Origin of the sequence: Asticcacaulis machinosus, assembly GCF_028550435.1 — a bacterium.
Taxonomy (GTDB): Bacteria; Pseudomonadota; Alphaproteobacteria; order Caulobacterales; family Caulobacteraceae; genus Asticcacaulis; species Asticcacaulis machinosus.
Window position 1 is genome coordinate 492,943 of sequence record NZ_JAQQKV010000001.1, and the last position, 22,093, is coordinate 515,035.

Here is a 22,093-nt window from a genome sequence, read left to right on the forward strand (position 1 = left end):
AAATTCAATTATTTTTGCTTGCTTTCGATCTTTTTTCACCCCCACTATTTATCCCATAAATAAATCGCCTAACGCGATGATCATAAGTCTGCATGGGAGACTAAAGGGATGAAATTCACCAAAGCCCTGACGGGTATGGTTTTGGCCATATTTGGACTGCAGCTTGGTTCTGTGGCATTTGCGCAGACACGGCAGCAATCGGCTGAACGCGCGCGCGCCGCCGAGCAGGCTCAAGCCCTCAAAGAGGCGACGAAACTGGTTCCTCAGTTTGGCATGCCGTGTGAAATTGTTGAGGCTCAATCTCTGGGTCAGGTTGAGGCGACTAAGGACGGCAAAACCGTCGCGGCCACCACTTATGAAGTTGCCTGCAAAAATCAGCAAGGCTTTCTGATCATGGAAAACAAAGGCAATGCTTTTGGGGACCCAATAGATTGCCTGCAGGCACAAACACTCAATAAACAAAATCCCGGCGCTATGGTTTGTAAACTGAAAGCCAACCGCACGAGCCATTACTGGCTGGGCCCGATTGCTCAGACCAAAATTCCCAATTGCGCGATTGCCAGTGCCCGCTGGATAGGGCCGAATGTCAGCAAAGACAAAGAACTGTATGAAATTGCGTGTAAAAATGCCCCTGGGGGTATATTCACAGTCCCTACTCACAAATCCAAGGATCAGTCAGTCGAATTCCTGAATTGTCTTAAGGTTGAGGGCACGTCTCTGAAATGCGAAAGCACCGCCCATGAAACCGCAGTGCAATATCTGTCGCCTCAGGTTAAAAAATCCGGCACCGGATGCGCAATGTCAAATGCCCGCTTTGTGGGTGCTACAAAAGAGGCAGAATATTACGAAATCGGTTGCGGCGAAAAGCCCGGCTTTATCATGGTCACTGATTTAGACGCCCAATACAAAGCCACCGTTGGTTGCGACAAAGCGGCAAGCATCGGCGGCTGTCAATTTACGGATGTGAGCGCCCTGAAAGCCAAGCAACAGGCTGATATGGATGCCGGAAAGGCCAAATTTGAAGCCGCTCTAACCAAGGGCGGTGTAAGCTGCACCATCGAAAACTACGCCAAGCTCGGCTATCAATCCGACACCAAACGCGAACTCGTTGAATTTAAATGCACGCAAATGCCTCTGGGGTTAATTGCCCTAATCCCGGCAGAAGGCGCCACCAGCACCTTTGAAAGCTACGATTGTTTTGCCGCAAAAACCCTGGAAGTGCCGTGCAAATTCGTTAGCGAAAACGACATGATCGCCCACCTGAAAGGGCTTGCGGCCGGCCACAAATCTATCCCGCAGGCGTGCGTAATCGATAAGGCGCGCTATGCGTTTACAGGCGGCAAAGGTGAGATTGTTATGGAAATCGGCTGCGACAACAAAATGGGTTATATCACCGTACTTAATAAGGCCCGCACAGCCCTTAATCCGGTCGTGCCCTGCCATATTGCCGCCACCAACCCCAACGTGCCTGAGAAATGCACTATTGCCGGAAACGGTAGCAACAAAGGCGTTTAAATTCACATTGGAAGAAACTTTAAAGCCTTGCCGAAAACCGTCGGCAAGGCTTTTTCATTGCCAAATCCAAGTCGCTGAAAACGATTATTCTGCCGCAAAAATTCAGACATTTCGTCCTCTGTCAGCCTTTGCAGCCATACGTTTTGAGTGAGCGCGAAATGCGTAAAGACATGCTCATATTGACCAATCAATTCCGCCGCCACATCCGCTATCAATAGTTGATCCAAGACATCATTATCCACCCACACATCACCGCGCCATTCAAGATGCGGCAGCCCCAGCATTCCCCCAAGTAAACCTTTATCCGGGCGCCTCTCAACAATAAATCCTTCATTTGAGACCAGTAAAAATACCGCACCATATCGCCTAGGCTTTGCCGCCTTGGCCAGTCTGACCGGATAGCGTTCCGCCTGATCCAACTCATAAGCCAAGCATCCCTCGCTAAGCGGACATTCACCACATTTTGGTGACTTCGGGCGGCAGACACCTGACGCCAGATCCATCAGCGCTTGCGGCCAGTCAGCCGCTCTGTCTTCACTGACCCACTGAGCAGCCAGAGCTTTAAGTTTAGGCTTGGCCGCGGGCATAGACTCATCAACCGCATAGATCCGGCTCATGATGCGCTCAATATTGCCGTCGACAACATTCGCCGGTTTATCAAACGCAAAAGCTGCGACCGCCGCCGCCGTATAGGGGCCAAAGCTGGGGATTTTCAGCAAGCTTATCTCGTCATCGGGAAAGCCCCCCTGATACTGGCTGACGACCATGCGCGCGCCTTTGAGCAGGTTGCGCGCTCTTGAGTAATAACCAAGTCCGGCCCACGCCGCCATCACCTCACCATCATCTGCCTGTGCCAAATCCTGCACGGTTGGCCAGCGCTTCAAAAATGTCTCAAAATAAGGCTGGGCGTGAGGCACAGTTGTCTGCTGCAACATCACCTCAGACAACCATACAGCATACGGATCAACTGTTGATTTTTTGCCCGGCGCACGCCGCCAAGGCAATGTGCGTGCATGAAGATCGTACCAGCTCAGTAAATCTGTCCGTAAACGCGAGACATCATTCTCAGTTAGGTTTATAGTCGCAGCCATGAAGCGGAACCTACCATCCCTTGAAGACGCGGTCGCCATTTTGCGCGCCACACGCACTAAGCGGATGCCTAAACCGCCGCCCCCTGTCAACCGCCAGATCGCGCCGATGCTCAAAACCCTCAGCGCTCGTTTTGAAGCGTATGATACCGGTGCCGGGAGGCTCAAAAATCGATGGCCTGAGATTGTCGGCGAATCCTTAAGCAAGCTGTCAGAGCCGGTGAAAATCATTGCCGCCCGAGCGCCCGCCCAAACCTCTGCCCGTGGCAGCCTGTCAAAGTCCGCCGCGCCCCCCACCATCAGTCGTGTCACTACCAGTGGCGGTATTCTCGAAATCCGCTGCGAAGGTGCTTATGCCCCCATCCTTCAGCATCAGCAGGATTTGATCCTGTCGCGCGTCAATCTGTTTTTAGGGGCGGGCTCAGTTGGTCGTCTACGCATTGTTCAGGGGCAGGTCGCAAAGTCAGCCCTGAGAGGCAATACCGCCCCCCGCTCAAAACCGCTTAGTGCCGAACAGGAATTGATCCTTCAAAACAGTCTGCGTGACGTGACGGATGAGCGCTTGAAACGAACCCTGTTGAAACTTGGCCGCGCCGTCATTGCCAAAGATAACGCCACGACCTCCGAAAACACAAAGCCCCCCTTGCCGAGGTCATAATCTCGCCTTACACAGGCTTAAGAAGTAAGGCTGCATGCGGAATCAGCTATTGATCCCAAGCGGCTATAATACCCATCCCCGATTTCCGTTGCTACACGTGGTGTCATATATGTCTATGAACTTTGGAAAATTCCTGACCGTGGCCACCCTTGGTCTGGGCCTGATGGTGTCTGCCTGCTCAAAAGGCGGGGATGCAGTTAAGTCAGATGACATGGTGCTGGGGTCCGAAACGGCACCGATCACCCTGGTCGAATATGCGTCCGTGACCTGCAGCCACTGTGCGCAGTTTAATGAAACCGTATTTCCGGACATCAAGAAAAACTATATTGATACGGGCAAGGTTAAATATATCTTCCGTGAGTTCCTGACGCCGCCCAATGATGTCTCGGCCGCAGGGGTTTTGCTGGCCCGATGCGCTGGTAAGGACAAATATTTTCAGGTGATCGACTCCGTTATGCGGTCACAGCGGGAAATTTTTGAGACCGGAGATGCCAAAGGTGTGCTTTTGCGCGTGGCCAAAACGGCTGGCCTGTCGGATGACGATTTCAACAAGTGCGTCACCGACCCCGAAGGCCTGAAGCGTATTAACGCGAACATGGAAGCCGCTATCAAAGAACACAATATCACCGGCACCCCCACCTTCCTGATCAACGGCAAGAAGTACGATTATAAAGGCGGCGACATCAAAGAATTCGACGCAGCCTTTGCCGCAGCATCGCCTGCTAAATAGATCGTTCAATAGCTTCGATGATGAAACTGCCGCACATAGACATACTCAAGGCGCGTAATCTCAGAGGGCTGGTGCTTCGCTGCGCCCTTGGGCTTACGGCAGGGTTTGCGGTAGTGGCGCCCATATCATTGTACGCGCAAAACAAGGCCGCCTCTCAGGCCGAACTCCCTGAGATGTTCAAAGGCAACCCCAAGGCCCCTGTCGAAGTCATTCAATACGCGTCCGCCACCTGCTCGCACTGCGCGCATTGGCATACATCGGTCTGGCCAGAGTTTGAAAAAAAGTACGTCAAAACCGGCAAGGTCAAGTTCACGTTCCGGGAAGTGGCGACGCAACCGGCTAATGTAGCCTTTGGGGTCTACATGGTCGGGCGGTGCGCCGCCGCCAAACCACCCGCCAAAATGACGGCGTCTACAGCTTATTTCACGGTTGTCGACGGCTTCCTGAAAGATCAGGCTAAGGTCGCCCAGAGCGGCGACGCCCTGACTGAGATTAAAACTCTGGCCGCGCGTGTCGGTATGGATGATGCGGCGCTGGACACCTGCCTTAAGGACGAGGCGCTGTTTCAAAAGGTTCGTGATCGCATGGAGAAAACCATGCAGGCCAATAAGGTCGAAGGCACACCAACCTTCTTCGTAAATGGTGTGCGCCTTGACGGTGAAACAGACCTGAAAGATTTTGACGCCGCCATTGCCGCCGCGCAAAAACCGAAAAAGAAATCATCTTAAGACGTGCAGTTTCAGCGGCTTAAACTTTCCGGATTCAAGTCTTTCGTCGATGCGTCTGAATTTCGCATCGACCCAGGCCTTACGGGCATAGTGGGCCCCAATGGTTGCGGAAAATCCAATCTGCTGGAGGCCTTGCGTTGGGTCATGGGCGCCACCTCTGCCAAGGCCATGCGTGGCGCCGGCATGGATGATGTCATTTTTGCCGGATCCGACAAACGTCCGTCGCGTAACTGGGCCGAAGTTACCCTTACCATTGATAATACCGATCGTCTGGCACCGCAGCCCTTTACCGATCAACCTGTTTTGGACGTGGCACGCCGTATCGACCGTGGCGCAGGATCGACTTACAAGGTCAACGGCAAGGAAGTCCGCGCCCGCGACGTGCAGTTGCTGTTTGCAGACGCCTCAACCGGCGCCAACTCTCCGGCCCTTGTCCGTCAGGGGCAGATATCAGAACTGATCGCCGCCAAGCCTCAAAACCGTCGGCGCGTTCTGGAAGAGGCCGGGGGCGTGTCCGGCCTGCATACACGCCGACATGAAGCTGAACTACGTTTGCGGGCCGCCGAAACCAACCTGTCGCGCCTGGATGATATTTCGCGCGAACTGGATCAGGCTTTGTCACGCCTGAAGCGCGAGGCGCGTCAGGCTGATAAATACAAGAAAATTTCGGCTGAAATCCGCGCTCTGCAAAAAGCGATCCTGCATGCCAAATGGCTTGAGGCCCTCTCCGCTTTTCAGTCGGCCACAGGCGAGATGCAGACCTTAAGCCGCCATGTAGAGGATACGACCCGTGCGGCGGCAGTGGCCCAGACGGAGGCTTTGAAGGCGGCAGGGATTATTCCGCCTCTGCGCGAAGAAGAGGCCGTGGCCGCAACGGTCATGCACCGCCTTAATATCGAAAAAGAACGCCTTGATCTGGAAGAGAAACAGGTCAACAACGAGATTGAGCGACTTAAAGCCGATTTGCAGAGGCAGCAATCCGACCACGCCCGTGAACTTGACCTGTCCGGTGATGGCCACAGCCAGATTGAACGTCTGACAGCGGCGCTTGAAAAGGTCAGGCAGGAGATTGCCGACGCGCCTTCGCGTGAGCCTGAACTGGAGGCCGCAGCCGCAGCCGCCGAAACGGCACGCCAAACCGCGGACCATACGATTGAACGTCTGGCGTCAGAACTCGCGGCCCTCACTGAGCGTCAGAGACTTGAGACGGCACGCCTGCGTGACGCTGAGACTCGTTTTGAACGCGCACAGACGCAGGTAAAGGCCGCGCAGTCTGAAAAAGCAGCCTTGGGCATATTTGACCACGGTGCGATCGACATAATTGAACAGGCTGTAACCGCATCACAACTCAGTCTTGATGAGGCCCGAAAAGCCAGCGAAACCCTTGACGCCGAGCGTATTCCCCTTGTCGAAGCCGAAGCCGAGGCGCGCAAGGCTGTTCGCGAAACCGAGGACAAGCTGGGGCGTCTGACCGCCGAGGCGCGCGGGTTATCGCAAATTCTTCTGGGCAGTAATTCCAAGGAAAAAGCGCCTGTTCTGGATGCCGTACGGGCTGACAAAGGATACGAACTGGCGCTGGCGGCCGCCCTGGGCGAAGACCTTAACCTACGGCTGTCAGCGCGTAACAGTACCGATGCGCTCGCCTTTTGGGTTGAAGACTTCGCCACTGACAACAGCCTTAATTGGCCTGCGGGCGTTTCGCCTCTCAGTCAGTTCGTTAAAGCCCCCGCCGCCCTGACCGCCCGTCTGAATGCGATTGGGGTTGTCGTTCAATCTGACGGCGATCGTTTGCAGGCTCAATTGCCAATGGGCGCGCGCCTTGTATCCATTGAGGGCGATCTGTGGCGCTGGGACGGCGTCATAGTTCGCGCCAAAGCACCAAAACCAGCGGCCGTCAGGCTTTCACAGCGAACGCGGTTAGACGATCTGGAAACCGAAATCGACAAGCTAAAACCGGAGCTTGTCAGCGCCCAAACCCTTCTGGCAGCCGCCACGCAAGCCCAGAAGAGTCACGAAGATAATGTACGCAGTGCACGGCTAAAAATTCCTGATCTTGAGCGCGCCTTACGCGGACAACAAATTAAACTGGATGAATTGCAAAAAGCTCAAGCCCGTTTTGAAGCGCGCAGTCTGGCTCTGGTTGAAACCCTGGCTCGCCTTGAAGAGAGCATGATAGAATCTGCGGAAGCGCTCGAGGCCGTGCGCGCTATGCAGTCGGCATCTGGCAATCATGAAAACCTCACTCAAACGCTCAACAATGCGCGTAAAGATGCTGAAATTAAACGCCAGTCTGTAACCGCAACACGGTCAGCTCTTGACGACGAAAAACGTAATCGCGCCGCCCGCGAGGGTCGGGAACGTAATATCAGCCGGGATCTGAGTGAATGGACGCGACGCAACCTCGACTCAAAAGCTCGCATTGAACGGCTGCAAAAAGAGCAGAAACTCACTGCCGAAGCGCTTGATAAAGCTAAAGAGGCACCACGCACGTTTGAGGACAAGCGCCTTACCCTGCTTGATTCTCTTGAAACGGCGGAAAAACGTCTGACCGAAGCCCGTGACAAGTTGCAGGCGGCGGAAAATAACCGTCGTGAAGCGGACTTAACTGAGCGGGCACGTGAACAGGAAGCTGCTGCCGCACGCGAACAACGCGCAGGTGCCGGTGCGCGCCTTGAAGCGGCACAAATGCGCAAAGACGAAATTGCGGCCCAAATCCTGAACGATACTGGCGCTGACCCGGAGGCACTGGGACGCCGCCTTAAAGAAGAAGCCATTGCCACCCCGGCCGATGCCGCAGGTGCCGAATCCCTTTTGTCGGGCTTAGAGCGTGAACGCGATCAATTGGGAGCGGTAAACCTGCGGGCCGAAGAAGAAGCCGGTGAATATCAGGATCGCCTGGAAACCTTAAGCCGGGAGCGCCTTGACCTCACAACGGCAATTGCCAAGCTTCGTGACGGCATAGATGAACTGAATGCCGAAGGTCGTGAACGGCTTCTGGCAGCGTTTGAAATTATCAATGAGCATTTCAAAGCCCTTTTTGTGGCCCTCTTCGGTGGCGGCTCGGCTGAGTTACGTCTGGTCGAATCGGAGGATCCACTTGAGGCCGGACTGGAGATTTTCGCCTGTCCGCCGGGCAAACGTTTATCGACCATGAGCCTGATGTCGGGCGGGGAGCAAGCCCTGACCGCAACCGCCTTGATTTTTGGAGTATTTCTGGCCAATCCGGCACCGGTGTGCGTTCTGGACGAAGTTGATGCACCACTCGATGACGCCAATGTCGACAGATACTGTAAATTGCTGGATGAAATGCGCAACCGCACCAATACACGCTTTATCGCCATCACCCACAATCCTGTGACAATGGCCCGTATGGACCGCCTGTTCGGGGTCACTATGGCCGAGCGCGGCGTATCGCAACTGGTGAGCGTCGATCTTCATCAGGCCGAAGCTCTGGTGGCCGATTAAACCGGAAACCGCCCTCTTCCGATGCGAAAAGGCCTTCGGAACAGCGCTGTCATTTCATTTGAATGCACAATATAGTCAAAAAATTTCAACGCTTAGAGATAAATATACATATAACTACACTTTAGCGTCCGCCATTGCTTGACCTTTGATCGCCTTGCGATTAGGTTCCGCGCCGTTCGAAGCAGGGTTATCTCTTTGGAGGTAATCCGTCTGCCTAAGTTTTAAACATGACAGATGAACCCGAAAAAGAGTCTTCGCCTGATCGCAAGCTCGATGAACTTGAACAACGCCTTAACGCTATTGAAGCGAAAAAGCGTAAGTCGTCGAAAAAAGATCACGCCGAAGCGGGCGCCAGCGCGGGCTATCAGGCCCTGGGCGAACTGATTGGGGGTATTTTCGTCGGTTTAGGACTGGGGTGGCTGTCTGATACATATCTTGGCACCAAGCCGTGGGGTATGATTGTGGGTGTTCTAATCGGTCTGGCGGGCAGTGTTTACCTGATCGCCAAATCAGCGAATAAATCCACCTTAGACAGTGATGCGTCGAAAAAAGATTAGGATGATTAAGGCGGAGCCATCCGCTTTTGATATTGATGATTTAAAGAGGTAGGGCGTATGGCCGATCCGTTACACCAGTTTCAGATCCAAAAGATCGTTGAGCTTCCCACGGTAGAAGTAGCTGGTATCCCCATCGACCTGTCGATCACCAATTCGGTTCTGGCTATGATGATCGGTACCGGGGCTGTGCTGTTGTTTTTCCTGTTCGCCACGGCCCGCACCGCGATTATTCCTGGCCGCATGCAGGTTATGGCTGAGGGCCTGTTTGGTCTGATCGATGATCTGGCCGAATCCATTATTGGTGATGAAGGTCGTCACTTCTTCCCCTTTATCTTCACCCTGTTCCTGTTTATCCTGAGCCTTAATCTAGTGGGGATGACGACCTATTTCACCGCCACATCACAGTTGGCCGTTACCGCCGCCTTGGCCGTCCTGACGATCGGTACCGTGATTGTCGTCGGTTTTGCGCGCAATGGGCTGGGCTTTTTTAAGCTGTTCGTGCCGTCGGGCGTGCCGTGGTGGATTCTGCCGCTGATCGTCGTCATCGAAATCGTATCTTTCCTGATGCGCCCTATCACATTGTCCTTGCGTTTGTTCGGCAACATGGTCGGTGGTCACATCGTGATGAAAGTGTTTGCCGGTTTTGTGGTCGCTCTGGCAGGCCTTGGCATCGGCGGCGTCATTGGCGCTGTTCTTCCGCTTCTCTCTGTTGTGGCTCTGACCGCACTGGAGTTCCTGGTGGCCTATCTGCAAGCGTTCGTGTTTGCGGTTCTCACCTGTGTTTATCTGAATGACGTGGTGAATTTAGGCCACCACTAATCGGTTTCTTCTTCCTCTAAATAATCTCTATCAGGAGTCTTAAGTCTATGGACGCTTCAGCTTACAAATACCTCGGCGCTGGTCTGGCTATGCTTGGTATGATCGGTGCCGGTATCGGCCTCGGCGTACTGTTCGGCAACTTCTTCCAGGCCGCTCTGCGCAACCCTTCGGCTGCTAAGTCGCAACAGACCAACCTGTTCATCGGCATGGCGCTGACCGAAGCTCTGGGCATTCTGGCCTTCGTTATCGCCATCATGATCCTGAACGGCTAATTCGCCTAAACAAGCATATATTTCCGCGGATCAGGAGCCTAACCGTTTCTGATCCGCGGGTTTGTTTACAGATAGTCCCGTTTACGGCCTGAAATTTTCGGGCTTTTAAAGGAATTCATGATGAGCGCCGCAAACGACACCCTGGCTATGTCGCCGGCTGCGGAGCCTTCCGATACGGCGCCCGTTACGACGGTAGCCACCCTGGACCCCGTAGCCACTGCCCCGGCAGATGCTCATGCAGATACGCATGAAAGCACTGAACATGCCGGTGGTGAAGCCCATGCCAAGGGCCTGCCTCAGTTTCAAACCGAACACTGGGCGGGACAAATCGTGTGGCTGGTGATCATATTCACCATCCTCTACATCGCAATCGCCAAGATGTTCGCGCCCAAACTGCGCGGCGTTATCTCAACGCGCGGTTCGACCATTTCTGAAGATCTGGCCAACGCCCGCGCCATTCGTGACGAGGCTGAGGCTCAGGCTAAAATGTCGGCCGAAGAAACCGCAGCCGCCCATGCCGCAGCCCGTAAGCTGGCCTCTGACGCTAAGACCAAGGCTGCCGCTGAAAGCGCCAAGGTTCAGGCTGAAGAAGACGCCAAGCTTAACGCTCTGATCGAAGACGCTGAAACCAGCATCCGTGCCTCACGCGACAAGGCTATGGCCTACGTCGAAGATATTGCCACGGAAACGGCCAGTGTTCTGGTGGAAAAACTAACCGGCAAAGCCGCCACCAAAACGGCCCTTAAAGCCGCTTTGAGCAAGGCATAGGAGCACAGATATGGATTTTTCTAATCCCGAAGTTTGGGTACAGATCGGCCTTCTGTTGTTCTTTGCCCTGCTGGTGGTCATGAAAGTGCCCGCTAATCTGTGGAAGTCGTTAGGCGACACAGGTGATGCCGTTCGCGCCGAATTGGATGAAGCTGTGCGCATTCGTCAGGAAGCGCAGGTTTTGCTCAATCAAATCAAGGCCGAGCGTCTTGAGGCTGAGCAAAAGGCCAAAGAACTGGTCGCATTTGCCGAATCCGAAGCCGTGCGTCTGGCCGAAGAAGCCAAAGAAAAGCTGGCGGAAACGATTGCCCGCCGCCAGGCCTTAGCCGAGCGCAAAATTGCTCAGGCCGAAGCTAAAGCGGAGGCCGACGTTAAGGCTGCCGCCGCTGATCTGGCGACGAAGCTGACAGAGACGATTTTGATCGAGCGCGCTGCCGGTCTCAAAAGCGATCCCTTGGTTGATAAAGCCATTGGTCAAATCGGTCAGCGTTTATCCTGATTTGTTTAGACTAAACTCAAATAAAAAAACCCGCCGGATTAACCGGCGGGTTTTTTTAATGATGTCTGTGTTTTCTAAGAAATCTGCGCCGGAAGGCCGACAGCATCTTACCTTCTTTTTTAAGAAGCAGCCGTTCTGTGCGCAGGATTTGCTGCCAAAAAATCGAAAATATGGGCGGGTTTTTCCGCAATAATTTTCGCAGCGGCATAATCCAGTTGGGGTGTGAGCGCTTGAGTTCCATAAACTTGCGCTTCGTCCAGTAGGAGTTGCGCATCATGATGATCAAGCCCGCAATCGATAGCGGCATGCCCATAGGCCCTGGTAGCGGCGCAATCAAAATCCCCAGCAACACCAAAGAAGCGCCCGCAGCAATCAGGACAGGTTTCAATATCCGACTTAAGAGACTGCGGGGTTTAATATTGAGACGGGCTTTAGCCGCCTTTTCAATTTCGCGTAAAACCCGCTTGGAAAATTTAGGCTTGCGCGTTTTGAAAGTATCCTGAAAAAACGACCGCTTCGCTTTAGGCTGTTGGCGCGCACGTTCCCTCATCCGCCCTTTCGGTACGGCAACGGGCAGGATACCCGTAGGAGAGCTGTCGTTCGGCGCGGTCATCAACATATCCGACAAATCAGGTTATGGGGTCATACGCCCCATATGGGCGCATAGGCCATTAGAGTAAAGGCAGTGAAGCGGCGTTTTCATGTCTTTCATGATCAACTTAGGTAAGAAATTGATACTGTGATAAAAAAGACCCCGGCACATCATACCGAGGTCTAAGTTTATAGCATAACGCTCTAAAAATTAATTGTTACAAACAGTTAAGGCTACTTAACCATAGGTCAACTTTGGCTGGCGCGCCGCCTTGGTTTCATCCAGGCGTCGTGTGGGTGCCAGATGAGGCGCGTTTTTAAAGCGAGCGACTTCATCCGCATTGTTCTTGGTGGCTAAGGCTGTCGCCGCCAGTGCCCGAAGCGTGTCTATGAAACGATCAAGCTCGGCTTTTGATTCGGTTTCGGTCGGCTCAATAAGCATGGCACCATGCACAACCAGCGGGAAATACATGGTCATGGGGTGGAAACCCTCATCGATCATCGCCTTGGCGAAGTCGAGCGTGGTCACCTGCGTGCCCTCCAGCCATTTATCGTCAAACAGGGCTTCGTGCATACAGGGCCCGTCCGGGAACGGCACGCTCATGATGTCCTGCAACGACGCCTTGATGTAATTGGCGTTAAGCACCGCATCTTCCGCCACTTGACGCAGACCATCTGATCCGTGGCTCAGCATATAGGTCAGAGCGCGGACATACATGCCCATCTGACCGTGGAAAGCACACATGCGGCCAAAATTAGCAGCCGAAGCCTCTTCGCCAAATTCCTCCAGCGCATAGCCATTGCCGGTGCTCACCACCCACGGCGTCGGCGCATAGGCCGCCAGAGCCTCAGACAACACCACAGGGCCCGCCCCTGGCCCGCCACCGCCATGTGGCGTCGAGAAGGTCTTATGCAGGTTGATGTGCATGGCATCGACGCCCAGATCACCTGGACGCACCCGGCCAACAATGGCGTTAAAATTGGCGCCGTCGCAGTAGAAATAGGCCCCTGCGTCATGGATCAGTTTGGCGATGTCCACAATATCACGCTCAAACAACCCGCAGGTATTGGGGTTGGTCAGCATGATGGCGGCGACATCATCCGTGATTTTGGACTTCAGATCCGCCAGATCAACGCGCCCATCGGCGGTTTGGGCGATTTCGCGCACACTGTAGCCCACAAAGGCGGCTGTGGCCGGATTAGTGCCGTGCGCCGACGATGGCACCAGCACCGTACGACGATGCCCCTGCCCCTTGGCTTCGTGCGCAGCCTTGATGGCCAGCAAACCGCACAACTCACCATGCGCGCCTGCCTTGGGCGACAAAGCGACCGCCGGCATACCCGTCAGGGTCTTAAGCCAGTGCGCCAGCGTGTCCATTAGCTCCAGCGCGCCCTGAACGGTCGAGGCCGGTTGCAGCGGATGGATGTCGCCAATACCTTCCAGACGCGCCATCTTTTCGTTCAGGCGCGGGTTATGCTTCATGGTGCACGACCCAAGCGGATAGAGCGCCAGATCGATGGCGTGGTTCTTCTGGCTCAGGCGGACATAGTGACGCATGGCCTCCGGCTCAGCCAGGCCCGGTAAGCCCAGATCATCACCGCGCACAAGGTCACCGAGATCCGAGGGCATAATGTCTATATCCGCGAAATCAACGCCCGTGCGGGTGTAATCCTTCTTCTCGAATATCAGGCGTTCATATTGCAAAAGGCCTTTGCCGCCGGTCAGCGACTTAAACTCAACCGAGGTTTCAGCGACATCTTCAGGGCGTGTCGGACGGCCAACAGCATTCATGGACATCTTAGAGCACCTCTTTCAGAGCGGCAACAAACGCGCTCATGTCAGTATCGGAAACGGTTTCAGTCACGGCGATAATCAGGTGATTATCAAACGCCTCATCCTTGTGCAGACGTGTAAATGGCACCCCGCCCAAAATACCCTTTGATGCCAAGGCTTCGACGACCTCTGCGGCTGACTTCGGGAGCTTTACCGTGAACTCGTTGAAGAAACGCGGCGTCAGAACGTCCACACCGGCTATCACCGCCAGTTGATCTTTTAGAGCATGAGCTTTGGCATAGTTGATCTTGGCAACCCGCTTAAGCCCTTCCTGGCCCAACAGGCTCATGTGAATACTAAAGGCCAGCGCACAAAGACCTGAATTGGTGCAGATATTGGAAGTCGCCTTATCGCGCCGGATGTGCTGCTCACGCGTCGACAGCGTCAACACAAAGCCACGCTCACCATCGGCATCGACGGTTTCACCGCAGAGGCGGCCCGGCATCTGGCGTAGATATTTTTCCTTGGCCGCAAACAGGCCGACATAGGGCCCGCCAAACGATAAAGGCACGCCGATGGACTGGCCTTCGACGGCGACAATATCCGCGCCCATCTCACCGGGCGATTTCAGAAGCCCCAATGACATAACCTCGGTGACCACCACGATCAGCAGCGCCCCCGCGGCTTGCGCGGCTGCGGCAATCTTCGTCAGGTCAGTCGCCGTACCAAACACGTTCGGCGTCTGCACGACCACGCAGGCCGTGTCTTTGTCGATGTGCTTGAGCACCTCTGCTTCGGCATCAACCGCCGGGGTCAAGGCCTCAGTCTCCATGCCCACGGCATGGGCCAGAGTCTCAACCGTATGGGTATAATGCGGGTGCAGACCACCGGACATGACCGCCTTATTGCGCTTGGTGATGCGCTGCGCCATCAGCACGCCTTCGGCGGCCGCGGTTGAACCATCATAGAGCGAGGCGTTGGCCACAGGCATACCGGTAAGGCGCGCGACCTGCGTCTGGAACTCAAACAGAACCTGCAAGGTACCCTGCGCGATTTCAGGCTGGTACGGTGTATAGCTGGTCAGGAACTCAGACCGTTGAATGATATGATCAACCGTTGATGGGACGTGGTGGCGGTAAGCCCCAGCCCCGACAAAAAACGGTACGCGCGATGGGCTAAGATTCTTAGCGGCCATTGCCCTGATCTGCGCCTCAACTTCCATCTCACCGGCATAGCGCGGCAGATTAACCGGCGCTGTCAGACGCGCCGAGGCCGGCACATCGACAAACAGATCATCAACGGATTTGACGCCGATCGTGGCCAGCATTTGGGCCCGATCGGCCCCATTCAACGGTAAATATCTCATAATACCCTTACAGCGTAGACAGGAAGGCTTCGTAAGCGTCGCGATCCATCAGAGCCTCGACCTGAGCCGCGTCCAACAGCTTGATCTTCGCCAGCCAGCCCGTACCTTCGGGAGCCGCATTAATGATTTCGGGACTGCCGGACAGTTCATCATTGGCAGCGATGACTTCGCCCGATATGGGCGCATAGACGTCGGATGCCGCCTTGACGCTTTCGACGACCGCGAAGCTGTCGCCCTGATTTACGGTTTTGCCAACTTCCGGCAGTTCAACGAAGACAACGTCGCCCAAGGCATCGGCGGCGTATGCCGAAATACCCACCAGAGCTGTATCGCCTTCGACCAGTACCCATTCGTGATCTTTGGTAAAGCGCATTAGGAAACCCCTATAAGAATTTGAAATTAAGCTGATTTTTTACGGTGATAGCCATTTTTGACAAACGGCAAGGTAACTATGGTGCATGGATAGGCCTTACCGCGCACATCCCACGTCAATTTTGTCCCTACCTCTGAAAAAGCTGGTGGCACATAGCCCAGGGCGATCAGCCCCCCCGCTGAAGGTGACGGCCCTCCAGAGGTAATATAGCCAATCTCTTCGCCAGCCTCATTGAGGATTTTGGCACCTTCACGGGCGGGCGGGCCCGCCTCCCCTTTCAGGGCGACACGCACGCGCGTCAAACCACCGTCAAGCTCAGGTTTCAGGCGGTCAAAGCCCAAAATATCTCCGGCCTCCAAGCGTGATTTTGACATGGCAAAACCGAGATTGGCCTCGGCCAGACTATAGCCAGTATCCATCTCGTGGCCATAGAGCGGCATTCCGGCCTCTAAGCGCAGGCTGTCGCGCGCCCCAAGCCCAATGGGCTTCACAACCGGATCAGACAGCAAAGCATCCCACAATTCCGCGACCTGATTTTCATGGACTGAAATTTCAAAACCATCTTCGCCGGTGTAGCCGGAGCGGGAAATATAGACCGTATGCCCCTGCCAGATGAACGTACCGCAATCCATGAAGTACATGTCGCAAGCTGCCGGAATGATGTTGGCCATCACATCCTTGGCCTTTGGGCCTTGCAGGGCCAGCAGGGCACGGTCGCTTAAGATCTCCAGCGAGGTGTCGCCCTTAAGGTTCCGACCGATATAGGCGAAATCCTGATCTTTGCAGCCGGCATTGACCACCAGAAACAAGCCGTCAGCTTCCGGACGTGACACCATCAGGTCGTCAAGTATGCCGGAATTATCATTGAGTAGCAGCGAATATTTTTGGCGGCCCGCTTTTAAAACCTTGAAATCCGTCGGTGTCAGCGCCTCAAGCGTGGCAATCGCGTCCTTGCCCTTCAAACGCGCCTGCCCCATGTGCGACACATCGAACAGGCCACATTCGGCGCGTGTCCATTTGTGCTCCCCCAGCACGCCGTCATACTGCACCGGCATGGCATAACCGGCAAACGGCACCATGCGCGCACCCAGATCAACGTGGCGCTGATAAAGACGGGTATATTTCAGTGTCTCAGTATTTGGGGCGTCAGCCATGAGCAAACCTCGGTCAACAGGCGCGAATGCGGGATCACAGAACAATGCGTAGTTCTGCCCCCGCTGTCCATTGAACCTGAGAGATTTCAACCCCTGTTAGCGGCAGGGGTCTTGCTCCTTCGGCGGATCATCAAAGCGTATTTTTGAGCGAAAAACCGGTATCCACTTTTTCGCAAAATGCTCAGACGATCACTTTCCAGCGTTTAGCATATCGTGCGGTCCGTGGTGCCTGAGCGTTTCCGGGGCGGTTGCGCCTTCGGCGTTGCGAGTCATGCCCGCAATCTCTCCCGCATGATATATCTCGCTTGTGCGATATACACCGTAAAGAGTCAAGCGCTAGAGCCAATTTCATCTTATTGAAACGAAATCTGGCTCTAAGTTTTTTTGGCGCAACGTTTTTTGCAGAAAACCCCAAAGACCGAATTTGGCACTTTTCTGCACGTTGCTCTAGCCATTGTTAACGATCATTTTAAGGTGACCCTTTTCGCGCAGTTCAGGCGGGTCATAAGCTTCTGGTCGTTCAATCACCTTGGGCGGCGCTAAAAGCTTCTTTTTATGACGTACAGCCTGCGGCAGTAATGAGGCTTCCAGATGCTCCCGCTCAATTTCGATGTGAGCATCAGCATATAATAATATGTGTTTATTCGGAAAACGTCCCGGAGGCGACACAAGCACCAGCTTCTTTTTAGGAAAGCGCTCCTTGAGGTAACGCGCTGTCGCCGCATGATCACCATCGGCGGTCACCAGATAACAGACATCAAACAGATTATCCTCGGCATCAGCGGCAATCGACAGTGCCAGATTAACATCCCCTTGCTTCTCAATCGACAGGTGCCAGGTGTGCCCGCACGAATTACAACCGTCCAGCGCCGACACAAAATGCCCCATACGGGCCACGACGCCACGCGCTTTCAGGGCCTGCATGTAATCATCATGCCGCTTCATTTTGGCTTTGGATTGCGGCCGAAAGGCTGAACACCATACGACGCGTTTAACAACTTCATCCGCAGGCGCCAATGCCCGCGCCAAAGCTTTAAGATCCAGCCATTTCAGATAGGGGCGTTTGTAGGCATCAACCGCGTGATACAGATTGAAACCATCATAATAGATGGCCGCGCGTTTACGGAAAAATGGTAGTGACCAACCTTTTTCAGTCTCAAGGCTTTTGTCCAGCCGTCTGTTTTTATTGTGATTGGACATACTCGGACTTAACCACCCCATTAACCCGTGATTAAGTATTGCCCGATGTTTACGCCCTTGTCAGCAGCTTTCGTGTAACACCGTGCATATTTAGCTAAGCGTGCAGGCCCTGACCCAGCTTTGCGGATATTTTACGCTCAGCCGCTGGGCTAAGTTTTGCGCATCTTTAAGCGTGTCACACAGGGCAAAACAAGTCGCTCCGGAACCGGACAGTCTGGCCAGACGGGCTTCAGGCTCGTCACCTAAACTCGTCAAAAGATCGCCTATCTGCGGATGCAGGTGAATGGCGGCCATTTCCAGATCATTGCGGGTTTCGGATAGCGCGTGAATCAGATTATCAATATTGATACCGGATCGAAACGGCGCGCTGGCCTCAATAGGTGCAAATTGACCAAGCCTGTCATACTGACCATAAACTTCCGGGGTTGAACAGGTTATACCCGGATTGATCAATACGGCGGGAACGGCGGGTAAAGACAGGTTCGTCAGGCGCTCTCCGTACCCCTCGGCCAAGGCGGGTTGAGCCCACAGGCACATGGCACCGTCAGCGCCCGTCGTGGCCGCTATGGCTTCGAGTGTTTCACCTGCCATGTCTGGCGCATAATGGATGCGCAAAAGTTGCAGAACCGCACCGGCATCCGCTGAGCCGCCGCCAAGCCCTGAGGCTATCGGCAAATTCTTGGTCAGATGAACATCATGCCGGTCAATATTGACACCTGATACCATCTCAAATCGGCGCAATGCCTTTAGGATGAGATTTCCGCCATCGGTCGGCACCCCGTCTGCGAAGGGGCCATAACAGGTCAGCCTTGGCCCTTCGCCCACGTTTTTAGGACGCAAAACAACTTCATCCCCGACATCAGCAAACATGACAAGGCTTTGTAGCGGATGATAGTTTCTAGCATCAGGTGCCGCCACATGCAGGTACAGATTGACCTTGGCGCGCGCCAACATCGTCAGAGAAGGTGATATATCAATCATTAGGGCTTCGGGGTGACGGCCTTGGCGGGTGACGGCGCATCGACCGAAGCCACCGTATTTTTTGCCTTAACTTCGGTATCACCGAGTTTTTGTTTGACCGAGGCCAGTTGCTTTTCACTGGCGCCCTCAAGCGTCAATACACGCAGCCACTGATACCGCGCCTCATCGCCACGCCCCAGAGCACGGTAAACATCACCCAGATGCTCATTCACTTCAGGGTCAGACGGTTCCAGCAGAATGGCCTGCTCGATCCAGTCCAGCGCCTGATCATATTCACCAAGGCGATAATACCCCCACCCCAATGAGTCCATCATCGCCCCTGATTTCGGATCGGCCTCCAGGGCTTTTCGCACCAATTCCATGCCGTCCTTGACGTGCATGTTGCGTTCAATCCAGCCATAGCCCAGAAAATTTAGGACTTCAGGTCGGTCTGGCGCGAGCGTCTTGGCCTTTTTGACGGCACTTTCGGCCATGTCCCACTGCCCTAGCTGGTCGTAGAGTACGGCCTGCATGAACCAGGCCTGCCAGGTAAAATCACTGTCACCGTAGAGCTTCACACGGTCACGGATCAGATCGAGACCCGATTGATATTTGCTCTGGGCGCGCAAAATATCTGCCATCTGAACCGTCAGATCAAGATTTTGCGGATCCGCCTTGGAAAGATTAGCTAAAATCTCAAACGCACGATCCTTTTGATCATGATCATTCAGGCTCCACGCCAGACGCATCTGCGCTTCACGATAGAATGGAGAATTAGGTTCTATCTCAGCCCACACCTTTTGCGCGGAATTAAAATCACGCATCTTACCGTGGACCTGCCCCAGCAGAATTTTGGCGCGATCCTGATCCGGATTGAGGTAAAGCGATAATCGAAGCGACGTCAGGGCCATCTCAACCTGCTGTTCAGTCAGGTAAAGCGTGGCCGACATCAGCAGCGTATCAGCAATGCCTTGCCTTACACTCGGCAACGGTGGCTTAACATAGTTTTCAGCCCCGATACGCGCAATGGATTGGTCAGTAAGCACATCCGGCGAAATGGCAGCTATATCATGATAGATTTTCAGCGCCTCATCTTTACGCCCACGCCGTTCAAGAAACGCGGCGTAGTTGGGTCCAAAAAACACACCAACGGCACCCGGCTGATAAAGCTCTTTGTAAAGCGCTTCGGCTTCGGTATTTTTGCCCCGCATTTCAGACAAAATCGCCTGATCAAGCGCCCCGAACAACGACAACAAACGATCGCGACTCTGAGGCGCCCCCGACAGAGCCTGATCCCACTTGCCATCAAGCGCATAAACCCACGGCCGTAACAGAGCGCCCGTGCGATTTTGCGATTGCAGCGCCAGCATCTTATCCAAAGCCTCGCCGGCTTTTTGCGGTTTATTGGCCTTGATGTAATCAACGGCTACCACCAGATCGCCAAGGGCCTGAATATAGCGCGGGCTCTCAGAATGGGTTGGGCGAGCGGAAACCGCATAGTCAATATCACCACTCAGAAGAGCGGCGATAAAGGCTTTCTCTCTAAGGCTTTCGTTTAAAGGATCGGCTTTGGCGGCCGAAATCAGCGACTCCGCAGCCACCATGGTATCACCGCGCGACACGGCATATTTTCCGACCAGATATTCGCCGTAAGCGCTGTTGGGTGTAGCCTTCGCGAACTTCACCCGTCCTTCACCCGCAGGTGCCGCCAATACCGGATTTGCGCTCAGGATACCCGCCATTAATAACAGGCCTGCCACCAACGAATTGCGTGAATAGCGCGGCAGTATCTGATCCATCAGGTAAAACTTTCAACGACGGGTGTGCAACTGCGCTCACCATTACATATTTGGATAGTTCGGGCCACCCCCGCCTTCAGGCGTCACCCAAACAATATTTTGTGTCGGATCTTTGATGTCGCACGTCTTACAATGAACGCAATTCTGGGCGTTGATCTGCAAGCGTGGTTTATTATCTTCCAATCCAACAATTTCATAAACCCCTGCCGGACAATAGCGTTGCGCAGGCTCCGCATACTTTGCCAGGTTGATGTCGATCGGCACGCGCTCATCTTTTAAGGTCAGATGAACCGGCTGATCTTCTTCGTGGTTTGTATTGGAAATGAAAACAGACGACAGTTTATCAAAGCTTAAAACGCCGTCGGGCTTAGGATAAACTATCGGCTTGAACTCAGCCGCAGGCTTGAGCGACTGAGCGTCGGATTTTCCGTGTTTCAGGGTTCCCAGAACCGACATCCCGCCCAAAAATTTGGTGACGTGCATTTCCATACCGCCCAGCACCGTCCCCAAACCGGTGCCAAAGCGCGTCAAAATCGGCTTTACATTACGCACCAGCTTGAGTTCTTTGGCGACGTCCGATTTGTCATAGGCAATTTGATAGGCCTCAAGGCTGCGATTGGCAGGCGCATTTGCCTCATCGGTCAGGGCCTTGAATGCAGCATCCGCGGCCAGAATGCCGGTTTTGATAGCGTTATGGCTGCCTTTGATGCGCGGCACATTAACAAAGCCCGCCCCATCTCCGATAAGCAAGCCGCCCGGAAAATTCAGCTTTGGAACCGACTGAAAACCGCCTTCGGAGATGGCACGCGCGCCGTAAGAAATGCGCGTCCCACCTTCTAGGTGTTCACGTATAACCGGATGCTGTTTGAAGCGCTGAAACTCATCAAACGGCGACAGGTAAGGGTTCTGATAGTTCAAATGGACCACAAAGCCGATTGAGACATATTCCTCACCAAAGTGATACATGAACGATCCGCCGCCGGTCTTATCATCCAGCGGCCAACCCAAAGTATGCTGAACGTATCCGGGCTTATGCTTTGATTTCGGAATCTTCCATAATTCCTTGAGCCCAATACCATATTTCTGAAAATCAGCACCTTTATCAAGTTCGTACTTTTTGATTAGCTGCTGCGACAGCGATCCCCGCACACCTTCGGCAAAGAAAGTATATTTCGCCCGTAATTCAAGGCCGGGCTGGAAATCCGGCTTGGGCTCGCCTTTGCGATCCAGACCAAAGACACCGGCGACCACACCGGCGACCGCGCCATCATCGTCGTAAAGCACTTCCGAGCACGCCATGCCGGGGTATATCTCAACGCCCAGCCCTTCGGCCTGTTCTGCCATCCAGCGCGTCAGATTACCGAGAGACCCGATGAAACATCCGTGATTTTTCATGTAGCCTGGCATCGGCAGCCACGAAATATCCAGCGCCCCCTGCGGCCCCAGATAGATGAACCTATCCTCAGTCACCGCCGTTTCAAGCGGCGCGCCCATTGCCTTCCAGTCAGGGAAAAGCCTTTCCAGTCCCGCCGGATCCATAACGGCGCCAGACAGAATATGCGCCCCGATTTCAGACCCCTTCTCCAGCAGAGCTACGCTGATCTCCGCCCCCGCTTTTTCTGCCTGCTGTTTAAGCCGGATTGCAGCCGAAAGGCCGGCCGGACCGCCACCTACGATCACGACATCATATTCCATGCTTTCGCGCTCTATCGTCTCAGCCATACCTTATTCGCCTCTTGCCACACGCACTTAAGTTTTGATTCCCACATCAATTGCC

The 22,093-nt window shown here is 54.2% G+C and carries 20 protein-coding genes and 1 riboswitch; of the genes, 10 read left to right on the forward strand and 10 right to left on the reverse strand.

Annotated elements, in window-relative coordinates; all coding sequences use genetic code 11:
• The first annotated feature begins 108 nt into the window (after positions 1-108).
• Positions 109-1,515, forward strand: a complete 1,407-nt coding sequence (locus PQU98_RS02400) for a hypothetical protein (RefSeq protein ID WP_272743271.1) — start codon at positions 109-111, stop codon at positions 1,513-1,515.
• 2 nt (positions 1,516-1,517) lie between these two features.
• Here PQU98_RS02400 and mutY read toward each other — a convergent pair whose 3' ends face one another.
• The gene (gene mutY, locus PQU98_RS02405) at positions 1,518-2,606 is read right to left on the reverse strand and encodes an A/G-specific adenine glycosylase (protein ID WP_272743272.1); all 1,089 of its coding nucleotides are present in this window, start codon (positions 2,604-2,606) and stop codon (positions 1,518-1,520) included.
• Between mutY and PQU98_RS02410 the strand changes: the two genes are divergently transcribed.
• The 9 genes from PQU98_RS02410 (at position 2,605) to PQU98_RS02450 (ending at position 11,099) form a co-directional block, all read left to right on the forward strand.
• Positions 2,605-3,261 (forward strand): DUF721 domain-containing protein, encoded by a 657-nt coding sequence (locus PQU98_RS02410; protein WP_272743273.1) that lies wholly within the window; start codon positions 2,605-2,607, stop codon positions 3,259-3,261. The genes mutY and PQU98_RS02410 overlap by 2 nt on opposite strands.
• 109 nt (positions 3,262-3,370) lie before the next feature.
• Positions 3,371-3,991 carry a DsbA family protein gene (locus PQU98_RS02415; protein WP_272743274.1) on the forward strand — a complete coding sequence of 207 codons (621 nt, stop codon included), beginning with the start codon at positions 3,371-3,373 and terminating at the stop codon, positions 3,989-3,991.
• Positions 3,992-4,011: 20 nt separating this feature from the next.
• Positions 4,012-4,719, forward strand: coding sequence for a thioredoxin domain-containing protein (locus tag PQU98_RS02420; RefSeq protein ID WP_272743275.1), 708 nt, complete (start codon positions 4,012-4,014; stop codon positions 4,717-4,719).
• 3 nt (positions 4,720-4,722) lie between these two features.
• Entirely contained in the window at positions 4,723-8,184 is a 3,462-nt protein-coding gene (smc, locus tag PQU98_RS02425; RefSeq protein WP_272743276.1) for a chromosome segregation protein SMC, read from the forward strand.
• A gap of 227 nt (positions 8,185-8,411) precedes the next feature.
• Complete coding sequence (locus PQU98_RS02430; protein WP_272743277.1) at positions 8,412-8,741, forward strand: AtpZ/AtpI family protein; 330 nt, start codon at positions 8,412-8,414, stop codon at positions 8,739-8,741.
• A gap of 57 nt (positions 8,742-8,798) precedes the next feature.
• Entirely contained in the window at positions 8,799-9,560 is a 762-nt protein-coding gene (locus PQU98_RS02435; protein ID WP_272743278.1) for a F0F1 ATP synthase subunit A, read from the forward strand.
• Positions 9,561-9,607: 47 nt separating this feature from the next.
• Positions 9,608-9,832 carry a F0F1 ATP synthase subunit C gene (locus PQU98_RS02440; RefSeq protein WP_189486895.1) on the forward strand — a complete coding sequence of 75 codons (225 nt, stop codon included), beginning with the start codon at positions 9,608-9,610 and terminating at the stop codon, positions 9,830-9,832.
• 117 nt (positions 9,833-9,949) lie between these two features.
• Complete coding sequence (locus PQU98_RS02445) at positions 9,950-10,600, forward strand: F0F1 ATP synthase subunit B family protein (protein WP_267526830.1); 651 nt, start codon at positions 9,950-9,952, stop codon at positions 10,598-10,600.
• Positions 10,601-10,610: 10 nt separating this feature from the next.
• Complete coding sequence (locus PQU98_RS02450; protein WP_272743279.1) at positions 10,611-11,099, forward strand: F0F1 ATP synthase subunit B family protein; 489 nt, start codon at positions 10,611-10,613, stop codon at positions 11,097-11,099.
• A 55-nt stretch (positions 11,100-11,154) separates the two neighbouring features.
• Here PQU98_RS02450 and PQU98_RS02455 read toward each other — a convergent pair whose 3' ends face one another.
• The 9 genes from PQU98_RS02455 to PQU98_RS02495 all read right to left on the reverse strand — a co-directional run bounded on the left by PQU98_RS02455 (position 11,155) and on the right by PQU98_RS02495 (position 22,038).
• A complete protein-coding gene (locus PQU98_RS02455) occupies positions 11,155-11,712 on the reverse strand; it encodes a PGPGW domain-containing protein (RefSeq protein WP_272743280.1) in 558 nt (185 codons plus the stop codon).
• 216 nt (positions 11,713-11,928) lie between these two features.
• The gene (gcvPB, locus tag PQU98_RS02460; protein ID WP_272743281.1) at positions 11,929-13,488 is read right to left on the reverse strand and encodes an aminomethyl-transferring glycine dehydrogenase subunit GcvPB; all 1,560 of its coding nucleotides are present in this window, start codon (positions 13,486-13,488) and stop codon (positions 11,929-11,931) included.
• Between the two features lies 1 nt (position 13,489).
• The gene (gene gcvPA, locus PQU98_RS02465) at positions 13,490-14,830 is read right to left on the reverse strand and encodes an aminomethyl-transferring glycine dehydrogenase subunit GcvPA (protein ID WP_272743282.1); all 1,341 of its coding nucleotides are present in this window, start codon (positions 14,828-14,830) and stop codon (positions 13,490-13,492) included.
• 7 nt (positions 14,831-14,837) lie between these two features.
• A complete protein-coding gene (gcvH, locus tag PQU98_RS02470) occupies positions 14,838-15,203 on the reverse strand; it encodes a glycine cleavage system protein GcvH (protein ID WP_272743283.1) in 366 nt (121 codons plus the stop codon).
• A 26-nt stretch (positions 15,204-15,229) separates the two neighbouring features.
• The gene (gcvT, locus tag PQU98_RS02475; RefSeq protein ID WP_272743284.1) at positions 15,230-16,357 is read right to left on the reverse strand and encodes a glycine cleavage system aminomethyltransferase GcvT; all 1,128 of its coding nucleotides are present in this window, start codon (positions 16,355-16,357) and stop codon (positions 15,230-15,232) included.
• Positions 16,358-16,563: 206 nt separating this feature from the next.
• A riboswitch (glycine riboswitch) is annotated at positions 16,564-16,657 on the reverse strand.
• A gap of 147 nt (positions 16,658-16,804) precedes the next feature.
• Positions 16,805-17,557, reverse strand: coding sequence for an NYN domain-containing protein (locus PQU98_RS02480; RefSeq protein WP_272743285.1), 753 nt, complete (start codon positions 17,555-17,557; stop codon positions 16,805-16,807).
• 90 nt (positions 17,558-17,647) lie between these two features.
• On the reverse strand, positions 17,648-18,538 hold the full coding sequence (locus PQU98_RS02485) for a 4-(cytidine 5'-diphospho)-2-C-methyl-D-erythritol kinase (RefSeq protein ID WP_272743286.1): 891 nt from the start codon (positions 18,536-18,538) through the stop codon (positions 17,648-17,650).
• The gene (locus PQU98_RS02490) at positions 18,538-20,316 is read right to left on the reverse strand and encodes a tetratricopeptide repeat protein (RefSeq protein ID WP_272743287.1); all 1,779 of its coding nucleotides are present in this window, start codon (positions 20,314-20,316) and stop codon (positions 18,538-18,540) included. Before PQU98_RS02490 ends, PQU98_RS02485 begins: the two co-directional genes overlap by 1 nt.
• Positions 20,317-20,358: 42 nt before the next feature.
• Entirely contained in the window at positions 20,359-22,038 is a 1,680-nt protein-coding gene (locus PQU98_RS02495; protein ID WP_272743288.1) for an electron transfer flavoprotein-ubiquinone oxidoreductase, read from the reverse strand.
• Between the last annotated feature and the right edge of the window lie 55 nt (positions 22,039-22,093).

Bases quoted from the DNA above. Each gene is read 5' to 3' on its own strand.
- PQU98_RS02400 (WP_272743271.1), top strand. From the start codon at position 109: ATGAAATTCACCAAAGCCCTGACGGGTATGGTTTTGGCCATATTTGGA.
- PQU98_RS02410 (WP_272743273.1), top strand. From the start codon at position 2,605: ATGAAGCGGAACCTACCATCCCTTGAAGACGCGGTCGCCATTTTGCGC.
- mutY (WP_272743272.1), bottom strand. From the start codon at position 2,606: ATGGCTGCGACTATAAACCTAACTGAGAATGATGTCTCGCGTTTACGG.
- PQU98_RS02415 (WP_272743274.1), top strand. From the start codon at position 3,371: ATGTCTATGAACTTTGGAAAATTCCTGACCGTGGCCACCCTTGGTCTG.
- PQU98_RS02420 (WP_272743275.1), top strand. From the start codon at position 4,012: ATGAAACTGCCGCACATAGACATACTCAAGGCGCGTAATCTCAGAGGG.
- PQU98_RS02430 (WP_272743277.1), top strand. From the start codon at position 8,412: ATGACAGATGAACCCGAAAAAGAGTCTTCGCCTGATCGCAAGCTCGAT.
- PQU98_RS02435 (WP_272743278.1), top strand. From the start codon at position 8,799: ATGGCCGATCCGTTACACCAGTTTCAGATCCAAAAGATCGTTGAGCTT.
- PQU98_RS02440 (WP_189486895.1), top strand. From the start codon at position 9,608: ATGGACGCTTCAGCTTACAAATACCTCGGCGCTGGTCTGGCTATGCTT.
- PQU98_RS02445 (WP_267526830.1), top strand. From the start codon at position 9,950: ATGATGAGCGCCGCAAACGACACCCTGGCTATGTCGCCGGCTGCGGAG.
- PQU98_RS02450 (WP_272743279.1), top strand. From the start codon at position 10,611: ATGGATTTTTCTAATCCCGAAGTTTGGGTACAGATCGGCCTTCTGTTG.
- PQU98_RS02455 (WP_272743280.1), bottom strand. From the start codon at position 11,712: ATGACCGCGCCGAACGACAGCTCTCCTACGGGTATCCTGCCCGTTGCC.
- gcvPB (WP_272743281.1), bottom strand. From the start codon at position 13,488: ATGTCCATGAATGCTGTTGGCCGTCCGACACGCCCTGAAGATGTCGCT.
- gcvPA (WP_272743282.1), bottom strand. From the start codon at position 14,830: ATGAGATATTTACCGTTGAATGGGGCCGATCGGGCCCAAATGCTGGCC.
- gcvH (WP_272743283.1), bottom strand. From the start codon at position 15,203: ATGCGCTTTACCAAAGATCACGAATGGGTACTGGTCGAAGGCGATACA.
- gcvT (WP_272743284.1), bottom strand. From the start codon at position 16,357: ATGGCTGACGCCCCAAATACTGAGACACTGAAATATACCCGTCTTTAT.
- PQU98_RS02480 (WP_272743285.1), bottom strand. From the start codon at position 17,557: ATGTCCAATCACAATAAAAACAGACGGCTGGACAAAAGCCTTGAGACT.
- PQU98_RS02485 (WP_272743286.1), bottom strand. From the start codon at position 18,538: ATGATTGATATATCACCTTCTCTGACGATGTTGGCGCGCGCCAAGGTC.
- PQU98_RS02490 (WP_272743287.1), bottom strand. From the start codon at position 20,316: ATGGATCAGATACTGCCGCGCTATTCACGCAATTCGTTGGTGGCAGGC.
- PQU98_RS02495 (WP_272743288.1), bottom strand. From the start codon at position 22,038: ATGGCTGAGACGATAGAGCGCGAAAGCATGGAATATGATGTCGTGATC.